Source organism: Cupriavidus sp. GW823-FHT07A04, assembly GCF_058794615.1.
The window spans coordinates 359,860-376,515 of sequence record NZ_JBXAHA010000001.1; the positions used below are offsets into that span (position 1 = coordinate 359,860).

Annotated in this window: 13 protein-coding genes; 5 read left to right on the forward strand and 8 right to left on the reverse strand. The window is 67.5% G+C overall.

Going from position 1 to position 16,656, the window contains the following annotated elements; all coding sequences use genetic code 11:
* Nucleotides 1-18 precede the first annotated feature (18 nt).
* Together AC1Q7Q_RS01670 and AC1Q7Q_RS01675 are read left to right on the forward strand one after the other, a co-directional pair.
* Complete coding sequence (locus AC1Q7Q_RS01670) at nt 19-1,404, forward strand: DUF1800 domain-containing protein (protein WP_492376730.1); 1,386 nt, start codon at nt 19-21, stop codon at nt 1,402-1,404.
* Nucleotides 1,405-1,409: 5 nt separating this feature from the next.
* Entirely contained in the window at nt 1,410-2,570 is a 1,161-nt protein-coding gene (locus AC1Q7Q_RS01675) for a DUF1501 domain-containing protein (protein WP_492387124.1), read from the forward strand.
* Nucleotides 2,571-2,602: 32 nt separating this feature from the next.
* On the opposite strand, the gene AC1Q7Q_RS01680 is transcribed toward AC1Q7Q_RS01675, so the two are convergent.
* Genes AC1Q7Q_RS01680 through AC1Q7Q_RS01690 form a run of 3 tightly spaced genes read right to left on the reverse strand, consistent with a single transcriptional unit; the run spans nt 2,603 to nt 5,334 of the window.
* Nucleotides 2,603-3,778 carry a vWA domain-containing protein gene (locus tag AC1Q7Q_RS01680; RefSeq protein WP_006156773.1) on the reverse strand — a complete coding sequence of 392 codons (1,176 nt, stop codon included), beginning with the start codon at nt 3,776-3,778 and terminating at the stop codon, nt 2,603-2,605.
* 52 nt (nt 3,779-3,830) lie between these two features.
* Complete coding sequence (locus AC1Q7Q_RS01685) at nt 3,831-4,445, reverse strand: GNAT family N-acetyltransferase (protein WP_492375773.1); 615 nt, start codon at nt 4,443-4,445, stop codon at nt 3,831-3,833.
* A 10-nt stretch (nt 4,446-4,455) separates the two neighbouring features.
* Nucleotides 4,456-5,334, reverse strand: a complete 879-nt coding sequence (locus AC1Q7Q_RS01690) for an AAA family ATPase (protein WP_043344836.1) — start codon at nt 5,332-5,334, stop codon at nt 4,456-4,458.
* Nucleotides 5,335-5,744: 410 nt separating this feature from the next.
* Between AC1Q7Q_RS01690 and AC1Q7Q_RS01695 the strand changes: the two genes are divergently transcribed.
* Complete coding sequence (locus tag AC1Q7Q_RS01695; RefSeq protein ID WP_043344837.1) at nt 5,745-6,092, forward strand: c-type cytochrome; 348 nt, start codon at nt 5,745-5,747, stop codon at nt 6,090-6,092.
* A gap of 12 nt (nt 6,093-6,104) precedes the next feature.
* Nucleotides 6,105-6,503 carry a c-type cytochrome gene (locus AC1Q7Q_RS01700; protein WP_441633577.1) on the forward strand — a complete coding sequence of 133 codons (399 nt, stop codon included), beginning with the start codon at nt 6,105-6,107 and terminating at the stop codon, nt 6,501-6,503.
* Between the two features lie 120 nt (nt 6,504-6,623).
* On the opposite strand, the gene aroG is transcribed toward AC1Q7Q_RS01700, so the two are convergent.
* The gene (gene aroG / locus AC1Q7Q_RS01705) at nt 6,624-7,703 is read right to left on the reverse strand and encodes a 3-deoxy-7-phosphoheptulonate synthase AroG (RefSeq protein WP_416048049.1); all 1,080 of its coding nucleotides are present in this window, start codon (nt 7,701-7,703) and stop codon (nt 6,624-6,626) included.
* Nucleotides 7,704-8,029: 326 nt separating this feature from the next.
* Nucleotides 8,030-8,329, reverse strand: coding sequence for a helix-turn-helix domain-containing protein (locus AC1Q7Q_RS01710; RefSeq protein WP_492375772.1), 300 nt, complete (start codon nt 8,327-8,329; stop codon nt 8,030-8,032).
* 212 nt (nt 8,330-8,541) lie between these two features.
* On the opposite strand from AC1Q7Q_RS01710, the gene AC1Q7Q_RS01715 reads away from it, so the two are divergent.
* Nucleotides 8,542-9,597, forward strand: coding sequence for a class I SAM-dependent methyltransferase (locus tag AC1Q7Q_RS01715; RefSeq protein WP_492375771.1), 1,056 nt, complete (start codon nt 8,542-8,544; stop codon nt 9,595-9,597).
* 45 nt (nt 9,598-9,642) lie between these two features.
* Here the strand turns inward: AC1Q7Q_RS01715 and tldD are convergent, their stop codons facing one another.
* The 3 genes from tldD to AC1Q7Q_RS01730 all read right to left on the reverse strand — a co-directional run bounded on the left by tldD (nt 9,643) and on the right by AC1Q7Q_RS01730 (nt 16,470).
* Nucleotides 9,643-11,103: a metalloprotease TldD gene (gene tldD, locus AC1Q7Q_RS01720; protein WP_492375770.1), complete on the reverse strand. Its 1,461-nt coding sequence runs from the start codon at nt 11,101-11,103 to the stop codon at nt 9,643-9,645.
* 120 nt (nt 11,104-11,223) lie between these two features.
* Nucleotides 11,224-12,093, reverse strand: a complete 870-nt coding sequence (locus tag AC1Q7Q_RS01725) for a carbon-nitrogen hydrolase family protein (protein WP_492375769.1) — start codon at nt 12,091-12,093, stop codon at nt 11,224-11,226.
* A 66-nt stretch (nt 12,094-12,159) separates the two neighbouring features.
* A complete protein-coding gene (locus AC1Q7Q_RS01730) occupies nt 12,160-16,470 on the reverse strand; it encodes a YhdP family protein (protein ID WP_492375768.1) in 4,311 nt (1,436 codons plus the stop codon).
* Nucleotides 16,471-16,656 lie beyond the last annotated feature (186 nt).

The following is a 16,656-nucleotide window of genomic DNA, read 5'->3' on the forward strand; positions in this document are numbered from 1 at the left end:
TTCCCAGGGGAGCAACGCATGACAAACACCGCCATGACGGCTGCGGCTGTCGCGGTCAACCGGTTCGGGCTGGGCGCGCGCCCGGACGAGCCGCTGCCGGCCGATCCGCGTGGCTGGCTGCTGGGCCAGTTCGCGCACTACGAGGCCAGGCCCGCGGCCTGGAGCGCGCAGCCGGACACGGCCGCGCTGGCCGGCGAGTTCGGCGCCCAGCAGCGCGAGGTGCGCCAGGCGCAGGCCGATGCGAAGACCGCGGCACGCCAGCAATTGCAGCGCGAGACGCGCGAGGCCTATCGCGATGCCGTCGACGCGCGCGTGACCAGTGCGCTGGTGACGCAAGCGCCGTTTGTCGAGCGGCTGGTGCATTTCTGGTCCAACCACTTCGCGGTCTCGGTGGAGAAGCCGGCCGTCGCCGCGCTGGCCGGCGCCTTCGAGGCCGAGGCGATCCGCCCGCATGTGCTCGGACGCTTCGAGGACATGCTGGTCGCGGTGGAGCGCCATCCCGCCATGCAAGTCTTCCTGGACCAGGTCCGCTCGATCGGCCCCGGCAGCATGGCCGCGCGGGTGGCTGCGCAGCGCGCACCCGAGCGCCAGCTCGGATTGAACGAAAACCTCGCGCGTGAAATCATGGAGCTGCATACGCTCGGCGTGCGCAGCGGCTACCAGCAGGCCGACGTGACCGAGTTCGCGCGTGCGCTGACCGGCTGGAGCATCGGCGGCCTGGGCGCGCGCGACGACGGCGAGCCCGGGCGCTTCCAGTTCCGCGCGCGCGTGCATGAGCCTGGCACCCGCACTATCCTCGGCCGCAGCTACCCGCAGCAGGGCGAGGCGCAGGCGCTGGCCGTGCTGCATGATCTTGCACAGAGCGAGGCCACGGCCAATCACCTGGCCACCAAGCTGGTGCGCCACTTCGTTGCCGATGCGCCGCCGCCCGCGCTAGTGGCGCGCGTGTCGCAGGCGTACCTGCGTAGCGGTGGCGCGCTGCCCGAGATGTACCGCGCGCTGGTGCAGTCGCCCGAGGCCTGGGCCAGCGAGCCGGCAAAATTCAAGACGCCGTGGGAGTGGACCCTTTCCTCCCTGCGCGGGTTGGGTCTGCGCGAGGCGGGCGCACAGCACTTCGCGCCCATGCTGACCCAGCTCGGACAGCCGGTCTGGCGCCCGGGCTCGCCAGCGGGCTACGACGACATTGCCGCAAGCTGGGCCGCACCCGATGCGCTGGTGCGCCGGGTTGAGCTGGCGCAGCGGCTGGCCGCACGCGTCGGCGACCGGATCGACGCGCGCGAGCTCGGCCCCAAGCTGCTTGCGGGCACGCTGTCGGCACCAACCGCTGCCGCCATCGCGCGTGCCGAAAGCGCGCAGACCGCACTGGCCTTGCTGCTGGTGTCGCCCGATTTTCAACGGAGGTGATTGCCATGTTTTCCCGCCGAGATTTCCTCCGCGCGACGGGCGGTGCCGCCGCCATGCTTGCGTTGCCGCGCCTCACGCTCGCCAGCGTCGATTCCGATCGCCGCTTCGTCTTCGTCATCCAGCGCGGTGCCGCCGATGGCCTGAACACGGTTATTCCCTACGCCGATCCTGGTTACGCCCGCCTGCGTGGCGCGCTGGCCATCGACGCGGCGCAAGCCACCAAGCTCGATGGCACGTTCGCGCTGCATCCCGCGCTGACGGAAACGGCACGGATGTACGCCGCCGGGCAGGCGCTGTTCGTGCAGGCAGTGGCATCGCCATATCGCGAACGTTCGCACTTCGACGGCCAGAACGTGCTGGAGACCGGCGGCGCCGCGCCTTACCAGGTGAAAGATGGCTGGATGAACCGGCTGGTGAGCCTGCTGCCCAAGCGGCCCGAGAATGCCATCGCCTTCGCGCCCACGGTGCCGGCGGCGCTGCGCGGGCCGGTGGAGGTCGGCTCCTATGCGCCATCGGCACTGCCGTCAGCGCCCGATGACCTGCTCGCCCGCGTCGGGCAGCTCTACGAGATGGATCCGCAATTGCATCCGCTCTGGAACGCGGCCATGCAGGCACGCGGGCTGGCAGGCGACGCCGGTGCGCGCCAGGACCCGGCCAGCCTCGGCCGTCTAGCAGCCGGCTTCCTGGCGCGCGCGGACGGGCCGCGCATTGCCATGATCGAGACCGGTGGCTGGGATACGCACAGTGCGCAAGCGCCACGCCTGGCGGCTCGCCTCAAGGCCCTGGACACCATGCTGGCAGCACTGCGCGACGGGCTGGGCCCGTCATGGGAGCGCACCACCGTGCTGGTGGCCACCGAGTTCGGGCGCACCGCCGCTGCCAACGGTACCGGCGGCACCGATCACGGCACCGGCGCGGCGGCGATGTTGCTGGGCGGCGGGGTCAAAGGCGGGCGCGTGCTGGCCGACTGGCCGGGGCTGGCGCAGGGATCGCTTTACCAGGGGCGCGACCTGGCGCCGACCACGGAACTGGATGGATTGATCGCCGCGGCAGCGGCACAGAGCTTCGGGCTGGATAGCGAGCGCGTGGCGCGCACGCTGTTCGGGCGCGGGCGGGGGGGCGGGGGCGAGCAGGGGGGAATGCTGGGCGGACTGCTGCGCGCCTGAAACACAGGGGCAGCAGTCCAGACCCGGTGGCGTTACTTGGAGAGCAGGCGCATCGCCTGCTCCAGTCCGCCGAGCGTGACCGGATACATGCGCGACTTCATGATCTGGTTGATCACCGTGACCGACTGCCGGTATTGCCACAGGCCTTCGGGTTCGGGGTTGAGCCAGACGAAGCGCGGGAACTGCTCGATCAGGCGGTTGAGCCATACCGCCCCGGCTTCGGGGTTGTTGTACTCCACCGAGCCCCCGGGCTGCAGGATCTCGTACGGGCTCATGGTGGCATCGCCGACAAAGATCACCTTGTAGTCCGGCGTGTACTTGTGGATCAGGTCCCACGTGGCGATCTTCTCCGCATGGCGGCGGCGATTGTTCTTCCAGACGTAGTCGTACACGCAGTTATGGAAGTAGTAGTACTCCAGGTGCTTGAACTCGGTCTTGGTGGCCGAGAACAATTCCTCCACGCGCTTGATGTGGTCGTCCATCGAGCCGCCGACGTCCATCAGCATCAGCACCTTGACCTTGTTGTGGCGCTCCGGGCGCAGCTTGATGTCGAGCAGGCCGGCATTGGCGGCGGTGGAGTGGATGGTGTCGTCCAGGTCCAGCTCGGTTTCCGCGCCTTCGCGCGCGAAACGGCGCAGGCGGCGCAGCGCCACCTTGATATTGCGCGTGCCGAGTTCGACCTGGTCGTCGTAGTCCTTGTAGGCGCGGGTTTCCCACACCTTGATGGCGGTGCGGTTGCCCTTGGACGGGCCGCCGATGCGGATGCCTTCCGGGTTATAGCCGCCGTGCCCGAACGGCGAGGTGCCGCCGGTGCCGATCCACTTGTTGCCGCCCTCGTGTTTTTCCTTTTGCTCGTCGAGCAGCTGCTTGAGCCGCTCCATCAGCTTGTCGAGGCCCCCCATGGCTTCGATCTTGGCCTTTTCCTCGGCCGAGAGCTCGCGCTCCAGCGTCTTTTGCAGCCAGTCCAGGGGGATGTCGGATTTCCAGTCGACCAGGCTTTCGATGCCCTTGAAGTAGGCGGCAAAGGTCTGGTCGAACTTGTCGAAGTGCTTCTCGTCCTTGACCAGCGTCATGCGCGACAAGTAGTAGAACTCGTCGATCGACGGCGTGATCACCTCGGCCTTGAGCGCTTCCAGCATGGTCAGGTATTCCTTGACCGAGACGGGCAGCTTGGCGTGGCGCAGCGAGAAGAAAAAATCGATCAGCATGGTGGGCTCGCTTAGAGTTTCCCGGAGCGGGTGCGGCGGTTTGCGTGCCGGTTCACGAGGCACGCCCCGGCAGGTCCAGGCGGTATTGCAGGTGGCGCTTCACCGTCGGCCATTCGCTGGCGATGATGGAGAACACCACGGTATCGCGCAGCGAACCGTCGGGCATGCGCTGGTGGTTGCGCAGCACGCCGTCCTGCTTGGCGCCAAGCCGGGCGATGGCGGTGCGGCTCTGGTGGTTCATCCAGTGCGTGCGGAATTCCACGGCGATGCATGCCAGCTGCTCGAACGCGTGCGTGAGCAGCATCAGCTTGCATTCGGTGTTCACGGCGCTGCGCTGCACGCGCTGCGCATGCCAGGTATGGCCGATCTCCAGGCGCCGGTTGGCGCCGTCGACATTGAAGTAACGCGTCGCGCCCACCACCGCGCCCGGCACGCCGTCGCGGACTTCGCGGATCACAAACGGCATCGCGCCCTGCTGCTCGCGCATTAGCAGCGCGGTGTCGGTCCACGCGCGCACCTGGTCCGGCGCCGGCACCGAGGTGTACCAGAGCTTCCACAGCTCACCATCGGCGACGGCGGCCTGTACCTCGGCCTCATGCTCCGGGCGCAGCGGCTCCAGCAAGGCGTGCTGGCCGCGCAGGGTGACGGGTTCGATAAAGCGTGCCATGGCGCGGCGCTCAGCGGTTGGCGCGGTTCATGAAGACGAGACGCTCGAACAGGTGCACGTCCTGCTCGTTCTTCAGCAGCGCGCCATGCAGCGGCGGGATCGCGGCCTTCTTGTCCGGGCTCTTGAGCGCTTCGGGCGGGATGTCCTCGGCCATCAGCAGCTTGAGCCAGTCGATCAGTTCCGACGTGGAGGGTTTCTTCTTCAGGCCCGGCAGGTTGCGCATCTCGTAGAACGATTCGAGCGCCGCGGCTACCAGCTCGCGCTTGATGCCGGGATAGTGCACGTCGACGATGCGCTGCATGGTCTCCGCGTCGGGGAACTTGATGTAGTGGAAGAAGCAGCGGCGCAGGAAGGCGTCGGGCAGCTCCTTCTCGTTGTTCGAGGTGATGATCACCAGCGGGCGGTGGCGCGCCTTGACCAGCTCGCGCGTCTCGTACACATAGAATTCCATGCGGTCGATTTCACGCAGCAGGTCGTTCGGGAATTCGATGTCGGCCTTGTCGATCTCGTCGATCAGCAGCACCACTTGCTGGTCGGCCTCGAAGGCCTGCCAAAGCACGCCCTTGATGATGTAGTTGCGGATGTCGTGGACGCGGTCGTCGCCGAGCTGCGAATCGCGCAGGCGCGACACCGCGTCGTATTCATACAGGCCCTGCTGCGCCTTGGTGGTGGACTTGATGTGCCACTGCAGCAGGGGCATGCCGAGCGCCGCGGCCACCTCCTCGGCCAGCATGGTCTTGCCGGTGCCGGGCTCGCCCTTGATCAGGAGCGGGCGCTGCAGGGCGCGGGCGGCATTCACGGCCAGTTTGAGGTCATCGGTGGCGACGTATTGCTGCGTGCCTTCGAAACGGTTTTGCTGGTTCTGGCTGGCGTTGGTGGTGTTGGACATGGGGCAACCTGAAGGGGTTTGTGCGTGTCGGAATTGGCCAGTATAAAAGAGCTTTTCGGTTCGCGTGTGGCTCGCCGTGCCATGCTGGACTGCCACGTGCAGCGTGCTGTACAATGCGGCGGTTTGACGCGCCCCCCACGTCCAAGACTCCACCCCCCTCGCTTTGTCCGCCTTGTCACTCCCGCGGTCCTTGCCGGGAGGCGGCGATGACAAGAGATGGTTACAGAATGAGGCGGAGACAACGCCGAGATGCACCGGCAGCGCTTACCACGGCGCCCGGGTATCCGGCCCACGCTGGCAGCACCGCATCTACCCGCGGGCAGATACGGTCCGGCCGGACGCATTCTGAAGCCATTTCCGACCGGTTGGGCAGGTCACGCAGGGTTTAACACTTCCAATCAGCTACGACAATGAAAAAGCTCCTCACGATGGTGGTGCTGGGCGCGGCCGCAACGGCTGCGCAAGCCCAGGAAGTCAAGGGCAATGTGGACGCCGCCAAAAACAAGGTCGCGATGTGTATTGGTTGCCATGGGATTCCCGGCTATCGCGCCTCCTTCCCCGAGGTGTACCAGGTGCCCCTGCTCGGCGGCCAGAACGCCAAGTACATCGAAAATGCGCTCAAGGAATACCAGAAGGGCGACCGCAAGCACCCGACCATGCGTGGCATTGCCGCGACCCTGACCGACCAGGACATCGCCGACGTGGCTGCCTACTACGCGCAGCAGTCTTCCAGCACGCAAAACAACACCCAGAAGTAAGAGGACCCACCCATGAATACGCTTAAGACGCTTTCGCTCGCGATCGGCGCACTCGTGCTGGGCGCCTCGGCCATCACCGCCTCGGCTGCCGACCTCGCGCGCGGCAAGGCGCTGGTGGAGAAGGGCAACTGCGCGGCCTGCCACGGCGCCGGCTTGAATGCCCCGATCACCCCGGATTACCCGAAGCTGGCCGGCCAGCATGCCGACTACCTGTACCACGCGCTGGCTGCCTACCAGATCACCACCAACCCGCAGGTGGGCCGCTCCAACGCCATCATGGCTGGCCAGGTCAACGCCAACCCCGGCGTGACGGGCAAGGATGGCAAGCCGCGTCCCTTCACCCGGGATGAGCTGAAGGATATCGCCGCCTACATCGAATCGTTGCCGGGCGGCCTGGTCCTGAAGAAGTAAGCCAGACGGCGCCGGCCCAGGCCGCGCGCGGGTCCGGAACAAGAAAAAGCCGCTGGTCCCAGCGGCTTTTTCTTTGCCCGCGCGCCCGGTGCGCAAGCGCCCCGGGCCGCGTCAGGCGGCTCAGTTGCCGGTGCCCTTGGCCAGGCGGCGTGCCTTGACGGCGCTGGCCAGGGTTTCGAGCACCTTTACCGAATCGTCCCATCCGATGCAGGCATCGGTGACCGACTGGCCGTAGGTGAGGTCTTCCACCGGCGTGCCCTGGGCGTGGTCCTGGCGGCCGCCCACCAGGTGGGATTCCACCATCACGCCGACGATGCGCTCGTCGCCCGCGGCCATCTGGCGGCCGATGTCCTCGCAGACCGGGATCTGGTTCTCGTGCTTCTTGCTGCTGTTGGCGTGGGAGGCATCGATCATCAGGCGCGCGGCCAGGCCGGCCTTGGAGATCGCTTCGCAGGCTTCCTGCACGCTGGCGGCATCATAGTTAGGCGCCTTGCCGCCGCGCAGGATGATGTGGCAATCCTCATTGCCCGAGGTCGACACGATGGCGGAGTGCCCGCCCTTGGTCACCGACAGGAAATGGTGGGGCTGCGAGGCGGCCTTGATCGCATCGACAGCGATCTTGACGTTGCCATCGGTGCCGTTCTTGAACCCAACTGGGCACGACAGTCCGGAGGCGAGCTCCCGGTGCACCTGGCTTTCCGTGGTGCGTGCGCCGATGGCACCCCAGCTGACCAGGTCGGCGATGTATTGCGGGCTGATCATGTCGAGGTATTCGGTACCGGTCGGCACGCCCAGCTCGCTGATGTTCAGCAGCAGTTCGCGCGCGGTGCGCAAGCCGTCGTTGATCTTGAAGCTGCCGTCCATGTGCGGGTCGTTGATCAGGCCCTTCCAGCCCACGGTGGTGCGGGGCTTTTCGAAATACACCCGCATCACGACTTCCAGCTCCCCGGCGAAACGGTCACGCTGGACCTTGAGCAGCTTGGCGTACTCGAGCGCGGCGCGGGTGTCGTGGATGGAGCAGGGGCCGATGATCACGATCAGGCGGTCATCCATGCCGTGCAGGATCCGGTGCATGGACTGGCGCGCGCCATAGATCACGTCGGACGCCTTTTCGGAGCAGCCGAACTCGCGGATCAGGTGCGCCGGGGGCAACAATTCCTTGAGTTCGCGAATGCGCAGGTCGTCGGTGTTCTTCAGCATGATGGCTCCGGATTTTGTAGGGTCGTGTGTTTGGGGTGTCTGGGCTAGAGCTGGGTGCGGGCCGGTATAAAAAAAGCCGCCAGGTTCGCTGGCGGCTTTTTTTGAATTCTGGAGGCACTTACGATCGTCCCTCTCCATCCGCCAGCGGTGCGAGATCGCTAAAAAAGTAAAAATAAAACTTAGCGGACATGGATGGGATGCGGCTCAAATGGCGTCGGTTATTTGCGGCAATGCGTCACGAGATGGCAGAAAATTGCGCCGGCCTTGCCAATTCTGCCGGCTGAGGCCGTTGACCATCGGGTAACGAAGCATCTTTATAGCGCGTTTTAAGGGGCTTGGCAAGCGTCCGGCATTGGACTGGCCACAATTTCCGGCCGTTCCATGGCGGCGCCCGGATCCAGTTCCAGCCCGCGCATCACAGCGGCGGTGCGGTTCTCCACGCCCAGCTTCACGTACACATGCTGGAGGTGCTTTTGCACCGTGCGGGCGCTGATGCCGAGCATGCCCGCAATTTCGCGGTCCGTCTTGCCGTGCGCCAGCCAGCGCAGCACCTGCTGCTCGCGCGCGGTCAGCCTGGCGAGCATGGAGAGCGCCTGGCCATCCTGGCAGCGGCTGGATGTGAGCATTGCGGCGGCTTTGGGTAGCGCGCGGGTACGCAATGCTGCGTATTGGCGCCTTCCCGTGCGTGAACCAACATGAATGAGGCCAGTATAGGCGTCGCCAGCGCGCACCGCAGTGCGGCGGCGGCGCCTGCACCGGTTTGCCCGGGGGGAAGACAGGCGAACGCGGCGTGCCGGGCAGCTCAGGCACGCGGGGCTGAGGGGGGGAGGGAAACATCATGGCGATCGATGAGGGGAGGCTAAACGCCTTCATGGGGCAGTTCGTCCAGGATCTGGGCGCGGTGATGCATGCAGCCACCATCGTGGTCGGCGATACGCTTGGCCTGTACAAAGCCTTGGCCGAGAAACCGATGACAGTGCAGGTGCTGGCCGAGAAAACCCATACCGATGAGCGCTATCTGCTCGAGTGGCTGTCCGCGCAGGCGGCCAGCGGTTATGTCGCGTACGACCCGGCCACCGATCTGTTCAGCCTGACCGAGGAGCAGGCCTTCGCGCTGGCCCAGGAGGGTAGTCCGGCCTTTATTCCCGGCGCCTTCCAGATTGCCGTCGCGCAGTTCAAGGCGATTCCCAAGATCGTGGACGCCTTTCGCAACGGGCGCGGGCTGGGCTGGCATGAACACGATCCGTCACTGTTTCACGGCACCGAGCGGTTTTTCCGTCCGGGCTATGCGGCGCACCTGACGGCGGAATGGATTCCCGCGCTAGAGGATGCGCAGGCCAGGCTGCAGGCTGGCGCTCGCGTGGCCGACGTGGGCTGCGGGCATGGCGCCTCCACCATCATCATGGCGCAGGCGTATCCGGCATCGGAGTTCTACGGCTTTGACTACCACGAGCCGTCGATCCGCTTTGCCACCGAGGCGGCGGCGCGCGCCGGCGTGCAGGACCGCGTGCATTTCGAGGTGGCAAAAGCCAAGGAGTATGGCGGCAAGGATTACGACCTGGTGGCCGTGTTCGACTGCCTGCACGACATGGGCGATCCGGTAGGCGCCGCCGCGCATGTGCGCGAGACCTTGCGCCCGGACGGCACCTGGATGATCGTCGAGCCTTTCGCCAACGACCGGCTCGAAGACAACCTGAACCCGGTCGGGCGGGTGTTTTACTCGGCCTCGACCTTCATTTGCACGCCAGCGTCGCGCTCGCAGGAGGTGGGCCTGTGCCTGGGCGCCCAGTCGGGCGAGGCACGCATGCGATCGGTGGTGCAGCAGGGCGGGTTTTCGCGTTTTCGCCGGGCGGCGCAAACGCCGTTCAACCTGATCTACGAGGCGCGGCCCTGAACGGCTAGGGACCGCGCCCGACCTGCCCGACCAGCGGGACGGCAATCAGGCCGTGCCGCCCACCGTCATGTTCTCAATGCGCAGGGTCGGCTGGCCCACGCCCACCGGCACGCTCTGGCCTTCCTTGCCGCACACACCCACGCCCGAGTCCAGGCGCATGTCGTTGCCGATCATGGTGACGTCCTTGAGCGATTCCGGGCCGTTGCCGACCAGCGTGGCGCCCTTGACCGGGGCGGTGATCTTGCCGTCCTCGATCAGGTAAGCCTCGCTGGCGGAGAAGACGAATTTGCCGTTGGTGATGTCGACCTGGCCGCCGCCGAAGTTGACCGCGTAGAGGCCGCGCTTGACGCTGGCGATGATCTCCTGCGGGTCGCGGTTGCCATTGAGCATGTAGGTGTTGGTCATGCGCGGCATCGGCAGCGCAGCGTAGCTCTCGCGGCGTGCGTTGCCGGTTACCGGCATCTTCATCAGGCGCGCGTTGAGCGTGTCCTGGATATAGCCCTTGAGGATGCCGTCCTCGATCAGCGTGGTGCACTGGGTCGGGTTGCCCTCGTCGTCGAGGTTGAGCGAGCCGCGGCGGTTGGCCAGCGTGCCGTCGTCCACCACCGTCACGCCCTTGGCCGCCACGCGCTCACCCATGCGGCCGGCGAAGGCCGACGAGCCCTTGCGGTTGAAGTCGCCTTCCAGGCCATGGCCGATGGCCTCGTGCAGCAGCACGCCGGGCCAGCCCGGGCCGAGCACGACGGTCATCGCACCGGCGGGAGCCGGACGCGCCTCGAGGTTGACGAGCGCCGAGGCCACGGCCTCGTCCACGTACTGGCGCAGCAGCTCATCGGTGAAATAGCCGTAGGCATAGCGCCCGCCGCCGCCGGAGGAGCCGATCTCGCGGCGTCCGTTCTGCTCGGCGATCACCGTGACGGAGACCCGCACCAGCGGGCGCACGTCGGCGGCGATGACGCCGTCGCTGCGCGCCACCAGCACCACATCGTATTCGCCGGCCAGGCCTGCCATCACCTGCACCACGCGCGGGTCCTTGGCGCGGGCCATGCGTTCCACGCGCTCGAGCAGCGCCACCTTTTCGGCGGCGTCCATCGAGTCCAGCGGGTCATTGGGCGAGTACAGGTTGCGCCCGCCCTGGGAGGCCATCTTGCTCGCCACCTTGACGCGGCCGCTGCCAGCGCGGCCGATGGTGCGGGTTGCTGAGCCGGCCTTGAGCAAGGCGTCCAGGCTGATGTCGTCGGAGTAGGCAAAGGCGGTCTTGTCGCCGGACACGGCGCGCACGCCAACGCCCTGGTCGATGCTGAAGCTGCCCGACTTGACGATGCCTTCTTCCAGGCTCCACGCCTCGTTGCGGGTGTACTGGAAGTAGAGGTCGGCGTAGTCGACCTTATGCGTGAAGATGTCCGCCAGCACGCGCTGCAGATTGGTTTCGTCCAGGCCGTAGGGCGCCAGCAGCAACTGCTGGGCGGTGGCGAGGTTGCGGATTCCGAGGTCGCCGGCGTTCATGGTTGTCCTTTATCGTCGTGCCGCGGTGGCGAAATGACGCCGCCGCGTAAAAATCTGGGATGCTGGCGATTCCCGGGAATCGGGGAATCGGGGAATCGGCCAGGTCATTGCTTGTACATGCTACAGCACCCGATGGCGCAGCGCAGGCAGGTTCTGCCGCACCTCGTCCAGGCGCGCGGGGTCGATCAGCCCGCTCACCACGCCTTCGCCTTCCGGCAGCACCGCCATCACCTCGCCCCAGGGATCGATCAGCATCGAGTGGCCCCAGGTGCGCCGTCCGTTCTCGTGCTTCCCGCCCTGTGCGGCGGCCAGCACATAGCACTGGTTTTCGATGGCGCGGGCGCGCAGCAGGATCTCCCAGTGTGCCTGGCCGGTGGTGTAGGTGAAGGCGGCCGGCATCAAAATCAAGCTGGTGCCGCCGCTCTCGGCGAGCTGGCGGTAGAGCTCCGGGAAGCGCAAGTCATAGCAGACCGACATGGCGACCCGTCCACAGGGCGCCTCGAAGCTGACCGGGGTCTGGCCGGCCAGGATGGTACGCGATTCGTCGTAGCTTTCAGTGCCGCGCGTGAAGCCGAACAGGTGGATCTTGTCGTAGCGCGCCACGCGTTCGCCGCGCGGGTCGTAGACGAGCGACGTGTTGTAGACGCGGGCCTCGTCCTCGCACCACAAGGGCAGGGTGCCGCCGACCAGCCAGATCCGGTGGCGGCGCGCGGCATCGGCCAGGAATGACTGGATCGGCCCGTCGCCGTCGCGCTCGCGGATCGCCACCTTGTCGCCTTCGCGCAGGCCCATCATGCAGAAGTACTCCGGCAGCAGCACCAGTTCGGCGCCGCCCTTGGCGGCCTGCGCGATCAGCGCGTCGGCGCGGGCCAGGTTGGCCTCGGGCGAAACCCCGCTGATGGTCTGGATGGCAGCGACGCGAAAAGGGGTCGCGCCGTGGGCCGAGCTAGGGGCTGCGCTGGGTGCTGATGCGGAGGCATTTGCGGTCATGAAGCGGTTTCCTTGGCTTGCGGCGGCTGCGCGGCGGGGCTCGGACGGCAGGGCCGGTCGCTACGGTTATGGCGCCGGGTAGACACGATTGAACAAACCCTGCACGGGCGGCGAATCGGTCTTATTCTCCCCCACTTTGATGATCTGCGGGTTCGCCCAGCCACCGCTGATATGGAAGCGGCGGCTGAAGGCCTTGGAGAATTCGTCAGCGAACAGCAACTGCGCCGCCAGTGTGCCGATGCCGAGCGCGGGATTGATGAACGCCGCCGCCACCGAGGCGGAGGTGGCGTTGATGCGCGGCACGACCGTCACGTCCAGGTCCTGCGTTTCGCGCGGGATGTTCGCGCTGCCGGTCATCGAGGCGCGCAGCTGTCCGCCCTTGAGCGCGAAGTCCTTGGTGCTGGCCACGCCGTTCTCGATCGTGCCGGTGCCGGTGATCTCGTCGAACACCATGCCCTGGCCCGCCACGCCGCGGAAGTCGAAGGTGGCCAGCCGCATCAGGCCTTGCAGGCTGAGCACGCCCAGCAGCTTGGCCGCGCCCGGGTCCACGCTGAGGATCTGGCCATTCTCCAGCTGCAGCTTCATCCGGCCCGACAAGGTAGGGTAGTCGATCGACAGCGGCGAGCCGCGCCATCCGATCCGGCCTTCGAAGGTGCCGTGGCCATCAGCCAGCATGTGGGGCAGGCCCATACGCTCCAGCACCTGGCCGCCGTTGCGCACGTCGAGCTTGAAGTCGAGCAGCGTGCGGCGCTCGGCGGCAGCGCCTTCGCGCACCCGGCGCGGCAAGCGCCAGCTGCCGCTGCCGGTAAATGTCGCGCCCGGTTGCTCGATGACCAGACGGTCCAGTGTCCATACGGGCTCGCCGCCGTCTTCGCTGGAGCGCGCCTTGACCTCCAGCTTGCCGAAGTCGCGGCCGTGCAGTTCGAACCGATCGGCAACCAGGTCCAGCGCGGGCAGGTCGCTGGTGCTGCCGTCGAGCGGATCGCCGGCGCTGGCGGCGTCGCCCGTGTCCGGAATGCTCAGATGCGACAGGCGCAGCGTGAGCGCGCCTGCGGGGGTGGCCGCATCGCTGCGCCAGCGCAGGTTCCCCGCCACCTGGCGGGACTCGATCTGCATGCCCCAGCCAGCGCTTTCGCGGGTGGCCTCGAGCACGACATCGTCAAACTCGCGGCCAAAGGCGTGCAGCGCGCGCGCGCGCGCGGAAATGCGTTCCGGCAGGTAGGCGGACACCGGTGCGGCATTGCCTGCACTGGCCTTGCTGGCTTCCGCCAGCAGGGCGCGCCACGCGTCCAGGTCGAAGCGGCTGGCCGTGAGCGCCGCGGTGACGCCGCTGGCGGGCTGCGGTGCCGGCTGCTCGATGCCGATCCCGCCGGCTTGCACTTCCACAGCGTCGCCATTGCGGCGCAGCAGGTAGCGTGCATTGAGCACGTTGCCGTATTGCGCCAGCATCTCCTCGCTGCCGGCGCGGGCGGGCGACGGGCGCAGCTCAAAGCGCATTGGCACGGCCTGCGCCGCGCTCTTGGCCATGGGTGCGGGAAGGTTCACCGCCAGCCCGGCCAGCTCCGATGCGACCGTGATCTGGGGCTGGTGATCGCGCACGCCGATCACGGCGCTGTAGGCGGTGCTGCCTTCGAGCTTCTGTACCAGCCCGGCCGCCGGCGAGGCGCCAAACGCTTCGCGGATGCCCTGGGCGGTGAGGTTGCCACCGGCATTGACCCGGATCGTGCCGTCGGGCTGGCTGCCCCCGCCAGCGCGAATCTCACCGCCCAGGAAGCGGGCGCGCAGGTCGTTGAGCTGGAAGCCGTGCTCGTTGAAGGCGACGACGCCGGTGGTGCCGGCCAGCACTGGCAATTGCGGGATCAGCACCACCTCGTTGCCGGGCAGCCGGAACTGGCCGTCGACCTTGGTCGCCTGCGCCTCGGTCAGGGGCAGGTCAAGCTTGAGCCGAAGCTCGCCGTTGCCCTGGGCGCGCATATCCGTCAGCACCTGGCCGGTCCAGTCGCGCACCGGGCTGGCGGCAACGAAGCGCAGGAAGCCTGCCATCGACCCGCTGGCGCTGCCGTCCAGCACCAGGCGGCCATGCTCGCCGAGGTCGGCGATGCGGCCATTGACGTCCTGCAGCGTGACGCCGGTGGCGCCTTGCACGCCGGCGCGCTGCGCGACGAACGACAGGCCGCCGCGCTCGAACAGCAAGTGGCCGTTGATGTCGGTGAAGTTCGGCCAGGCCTTGCCGCCATTGCTGGCGCTGGCAGCGCTGCCCGCCGGCGCGCTGACATGGGGCGCGATCTGGTAGCTGACATGCTGGATGGGCACCTCGACCCGGAAGTCGCCGGCGCCCTCGAACGGGCTGTGGAAGGGGAAGTGCTCCAGGTCGCCCTTGAGCAGGAACTTGACGCCGCTGGCATCGCCGCCGACCAGGGCGCCAGCCAGGTACTGGCGCGTGGAGGCGGGTATGCCCATGGGCAGGTAGCGCGGCACACGGCTGACCTGGGCGCGGGTCAGTTCGCCGGTCAGGTCGGCAATGCCGCCGTGCCCGTCGCCGCCGGCGTGCCATGTGCCGCGTACGCTGCCAGCGGTATCCGCATTGGCGAATTGCACGCCGTCGGTGCGCACCGCCAGCTTGCCATTGTCGTTGGTCCAGCGCACTTCGCCGTTGATCTGGTCGAACGACAGGCGCGGATCCTCGAACATGCCCGGCAGCATCAGCGCGGCGTTGTTGCCTTCAAAACGGGCGCTGCCCTGGCGTTCGTCGAAACTGAAGCTGCCGGAGATCCGCGAAAAGCCCGGCACGCCCAGGTGGGGCTTGCCATTCGCGCCGACGGGCGGGTTGGCGGGCTGGCCAAGCACCGAGACACTGCGCAGCGTGCCCTGCACGTTGAAGTGGCGCTGGCCATCGCGGCGGCTCAGCATGCCCTGGCGATCCCGGGTCCAGTTCACGTCCAGGTTGTCGACGTGACCGGAGGGCTGGAGCGCGCGCAGCTGGCGCGACAAAGCGGTGTCGAGCGGCAGCGAGGTGGCCAGCGCGCGCACGGTGTTCAGGTCGAAGGTGGGTGCCTTGAGCGTGAACTTGCGCAGCGCGCCCTTGTTGTCGGTGGCCCAGCCGACCACTACCTTGCGCATGCCCTCGCGCCAGGCGCCTTCGCCGCTGGCGCCGCCGGGGGGGGAGGCCGCGGCTGCGGAAGCCGCCTGCGCTTGCTGTGCCGGTGGCACGGCCGGCCCTTCCGCGGGCTCGGGCTGCCACAGCAGGGTGTCGATGGTGAGGATGTTGTCGCGGTCGCGCCCCGCGCGGTGCAGGACAAAGGCCTGGGCACTGGCGAGCTTGAGCGCTTCGGGCGCGCCGGAGAGCTTCAGGTCCACGCTGCTGGCGCGCAGCCGGGCCTGGCTGCGGGTGATCTGGCCACCGCGAAACTCGATGGTGCCGTCGGTGCTGAAGGTGCCGCGCGTGACCCGGTCGAAGACCGCGAGATAGCGCTGCAGCACCGGGAGCTCCAGCCGGCCAAGATCCCAGCTGGCCTGCCCGTACCAGTTGTGCCAGTCGCCGGTGCGGTGCAGGTACTCATGGCGGAAGTCCGCCTGCACCACTAGCGGGCGTGGCGCAAGCGTGGCCGATTGCGCTTCGAGCTTGAACGTGTGGCGCGAGCCGTGGCGCTGCACGCTGAGCTGGATATCGCCCACGTCCAGTTGTGGCAGTTTGTTCTTGTCGTCGAGCCAGCGCAGCTTGCCGTCGGTGAGCTCGACCTTGCCCTGGGCCAGCAGCCAGTCGAACAGCCGGTTGTCCTGCGGCTGGGCGCCGGTGGTATCCACGGCCATGCCGGCCACCTTGAGCTTGCCGTCGGCGGAGCGGCGGATCAGCAGGTCGGTCCGGCTGGCGGAGATCCGCTGGAACAGCACGTCCATGCTGAACAGAGACCGCCATGACAGCTTGCCGTCAAGCTCGCCCGCCGCCAGCAGCACGCGCTGCTCGGCATCGACGGCCTTGACGTCGCGGGCATGGAAAGCGGGGTGCCAGCCATCCCAGTAGGTATCCAGCTGGCCGATGCTCAAATGGGCCGCGAGCGCCACCGAGCCGCGCTGCTCGAGCCAGGTGCGCGCGGCCGAGGCCTGCGGCCAGAGCACGAAGCGGATCAGGAGCCCGGCGAGCAGCGCCAGCAGCACCAGCGCCAGTGCCAGGCGCACCAGCACGCGTCCCAGGCCGCGCCAGACGGGATGGCGCAAGCCTGCGAGCAGGGCGCGGCCGCAAGCACGCACAAACGCAAGCGCGCGCAGGCTGCCTTGCTGCGATGGGGGTGAGCCTGCACCGGCGGCCCCTTCGAGTGCCGGCGTGCCGCCGGCGGTGGCGGCGGAGGGATCGGCAGGTGGGGTGGCGCGGCTGGACATGCGCAGATTATCCGACAATACTAGGCGCTCTCCAATTCGGTGCCTGACCGGCCGTGCATAACGCGCGCGCCGGCCCAGGGCCGGCTCACGCGCTACCAAGTAACAGGAATGACTTCCACTGATCCGACGAGTTCCGCAGCCGCGCCCGATACCGCCGCAACCGATGGGGCTGCCGGCGAACATGCG

Bases quoted from the DNA above. Each gene is read 5' to 3' on its own strand.
- AC1Q7Q_RS01670 (WP_492376730.1), top strand. From the start codon at position 19: ATGACAAACACCGCCATGACGGCTGCGGCTGTCGCGGTCAACCGGTTC.
- AC1Q7Q_RS01675 (WP_492387124.1), top strand. From the start codon at position 1,410: ATGTTTTCCCGCCGAGATTTCCTCCGCGCGACGGGCGGTGCCGCCGCC.
- AC1Q7Q_RS01680 (WP_006156773.1), bottom strand. From the start codon at position 3,778: ATGCTGATCGATTTTTTCTTCTCGCTGCGCCACGCCAAGCTGCCCGTC.
- AC1Q7Q_RS01685 (WP_492375773.1), bottom strand. From the start codon at position 4,445: ATGGCACGCTTTATCGAACCCGTCACCCTGCGCGGCCAGCACGCCTTG.
- AC1Q7Q_RS01690 (WP_043344836.1), bottom strand. From the start codon at position 5,334: ATGTCCAACACCACCAACGCCAGCCAGAACCAGCAAAACCGTTTCGAA.
- AC1Q7Q_RS01695 (WP_043344837.1), top strand. From the start codon at position 5,745: ATGAAAAAGCTCCTCACGATGGTGGTGCTGGGCGCGGCCGCAACGGCT.
- AC1Q7Q_RS01700 (WP_441633577.1), top strand. From the start codon at position 6,105: ATGAATACGCTTAAGACGCTTTCGCTCGCGATCGGCGCACTCGTGCTG.
- aroG (WP_416048049.1), bottom strand. From the start codon at position 7,703: ATGCTGAAGAACACCGACGACCTGCGCATTCGCGAACTCAAGGAATTG.
- AC1Q7Q_RS01710 (WP_492375772.1), bottom strand. From the start codon at position 8,329: ATGCTCACATCCAGCCGCTGCCAGGATGGCCAGGCGCTCTCCATGCTC.
- AC1Q7Q_RS01715 (WP_492375771.1), top strand. From the start codon at position 8,542: ATGGCGATCGATGAGGGGAGGCTAAACGCCTTCATGGGGCAGTTCGTC.
- tldD (WP_492375770.1), bottom strand. From the start codon at position 11,103: ATGAACGCCGGCGACCTCGGAATCCGCAACCTCGCCACCGCCCAGCAG.
- AC1Q7Q_RS01725 (WP_492375769.1), bottom strand. From the start codon at position 12,093: ATGACCGCAAATGCCTCCGCATCAGCACCCAGCGCAGCCCCTAGCTCG.
- AC1Q7Q_RS01730 (WP_492375768.1), bottom strand. From the start codon at position 16,470: ATGTCCAGCCGCGCCACCCCACCTGCCGATCCCTCCGCCGCCACCGCC.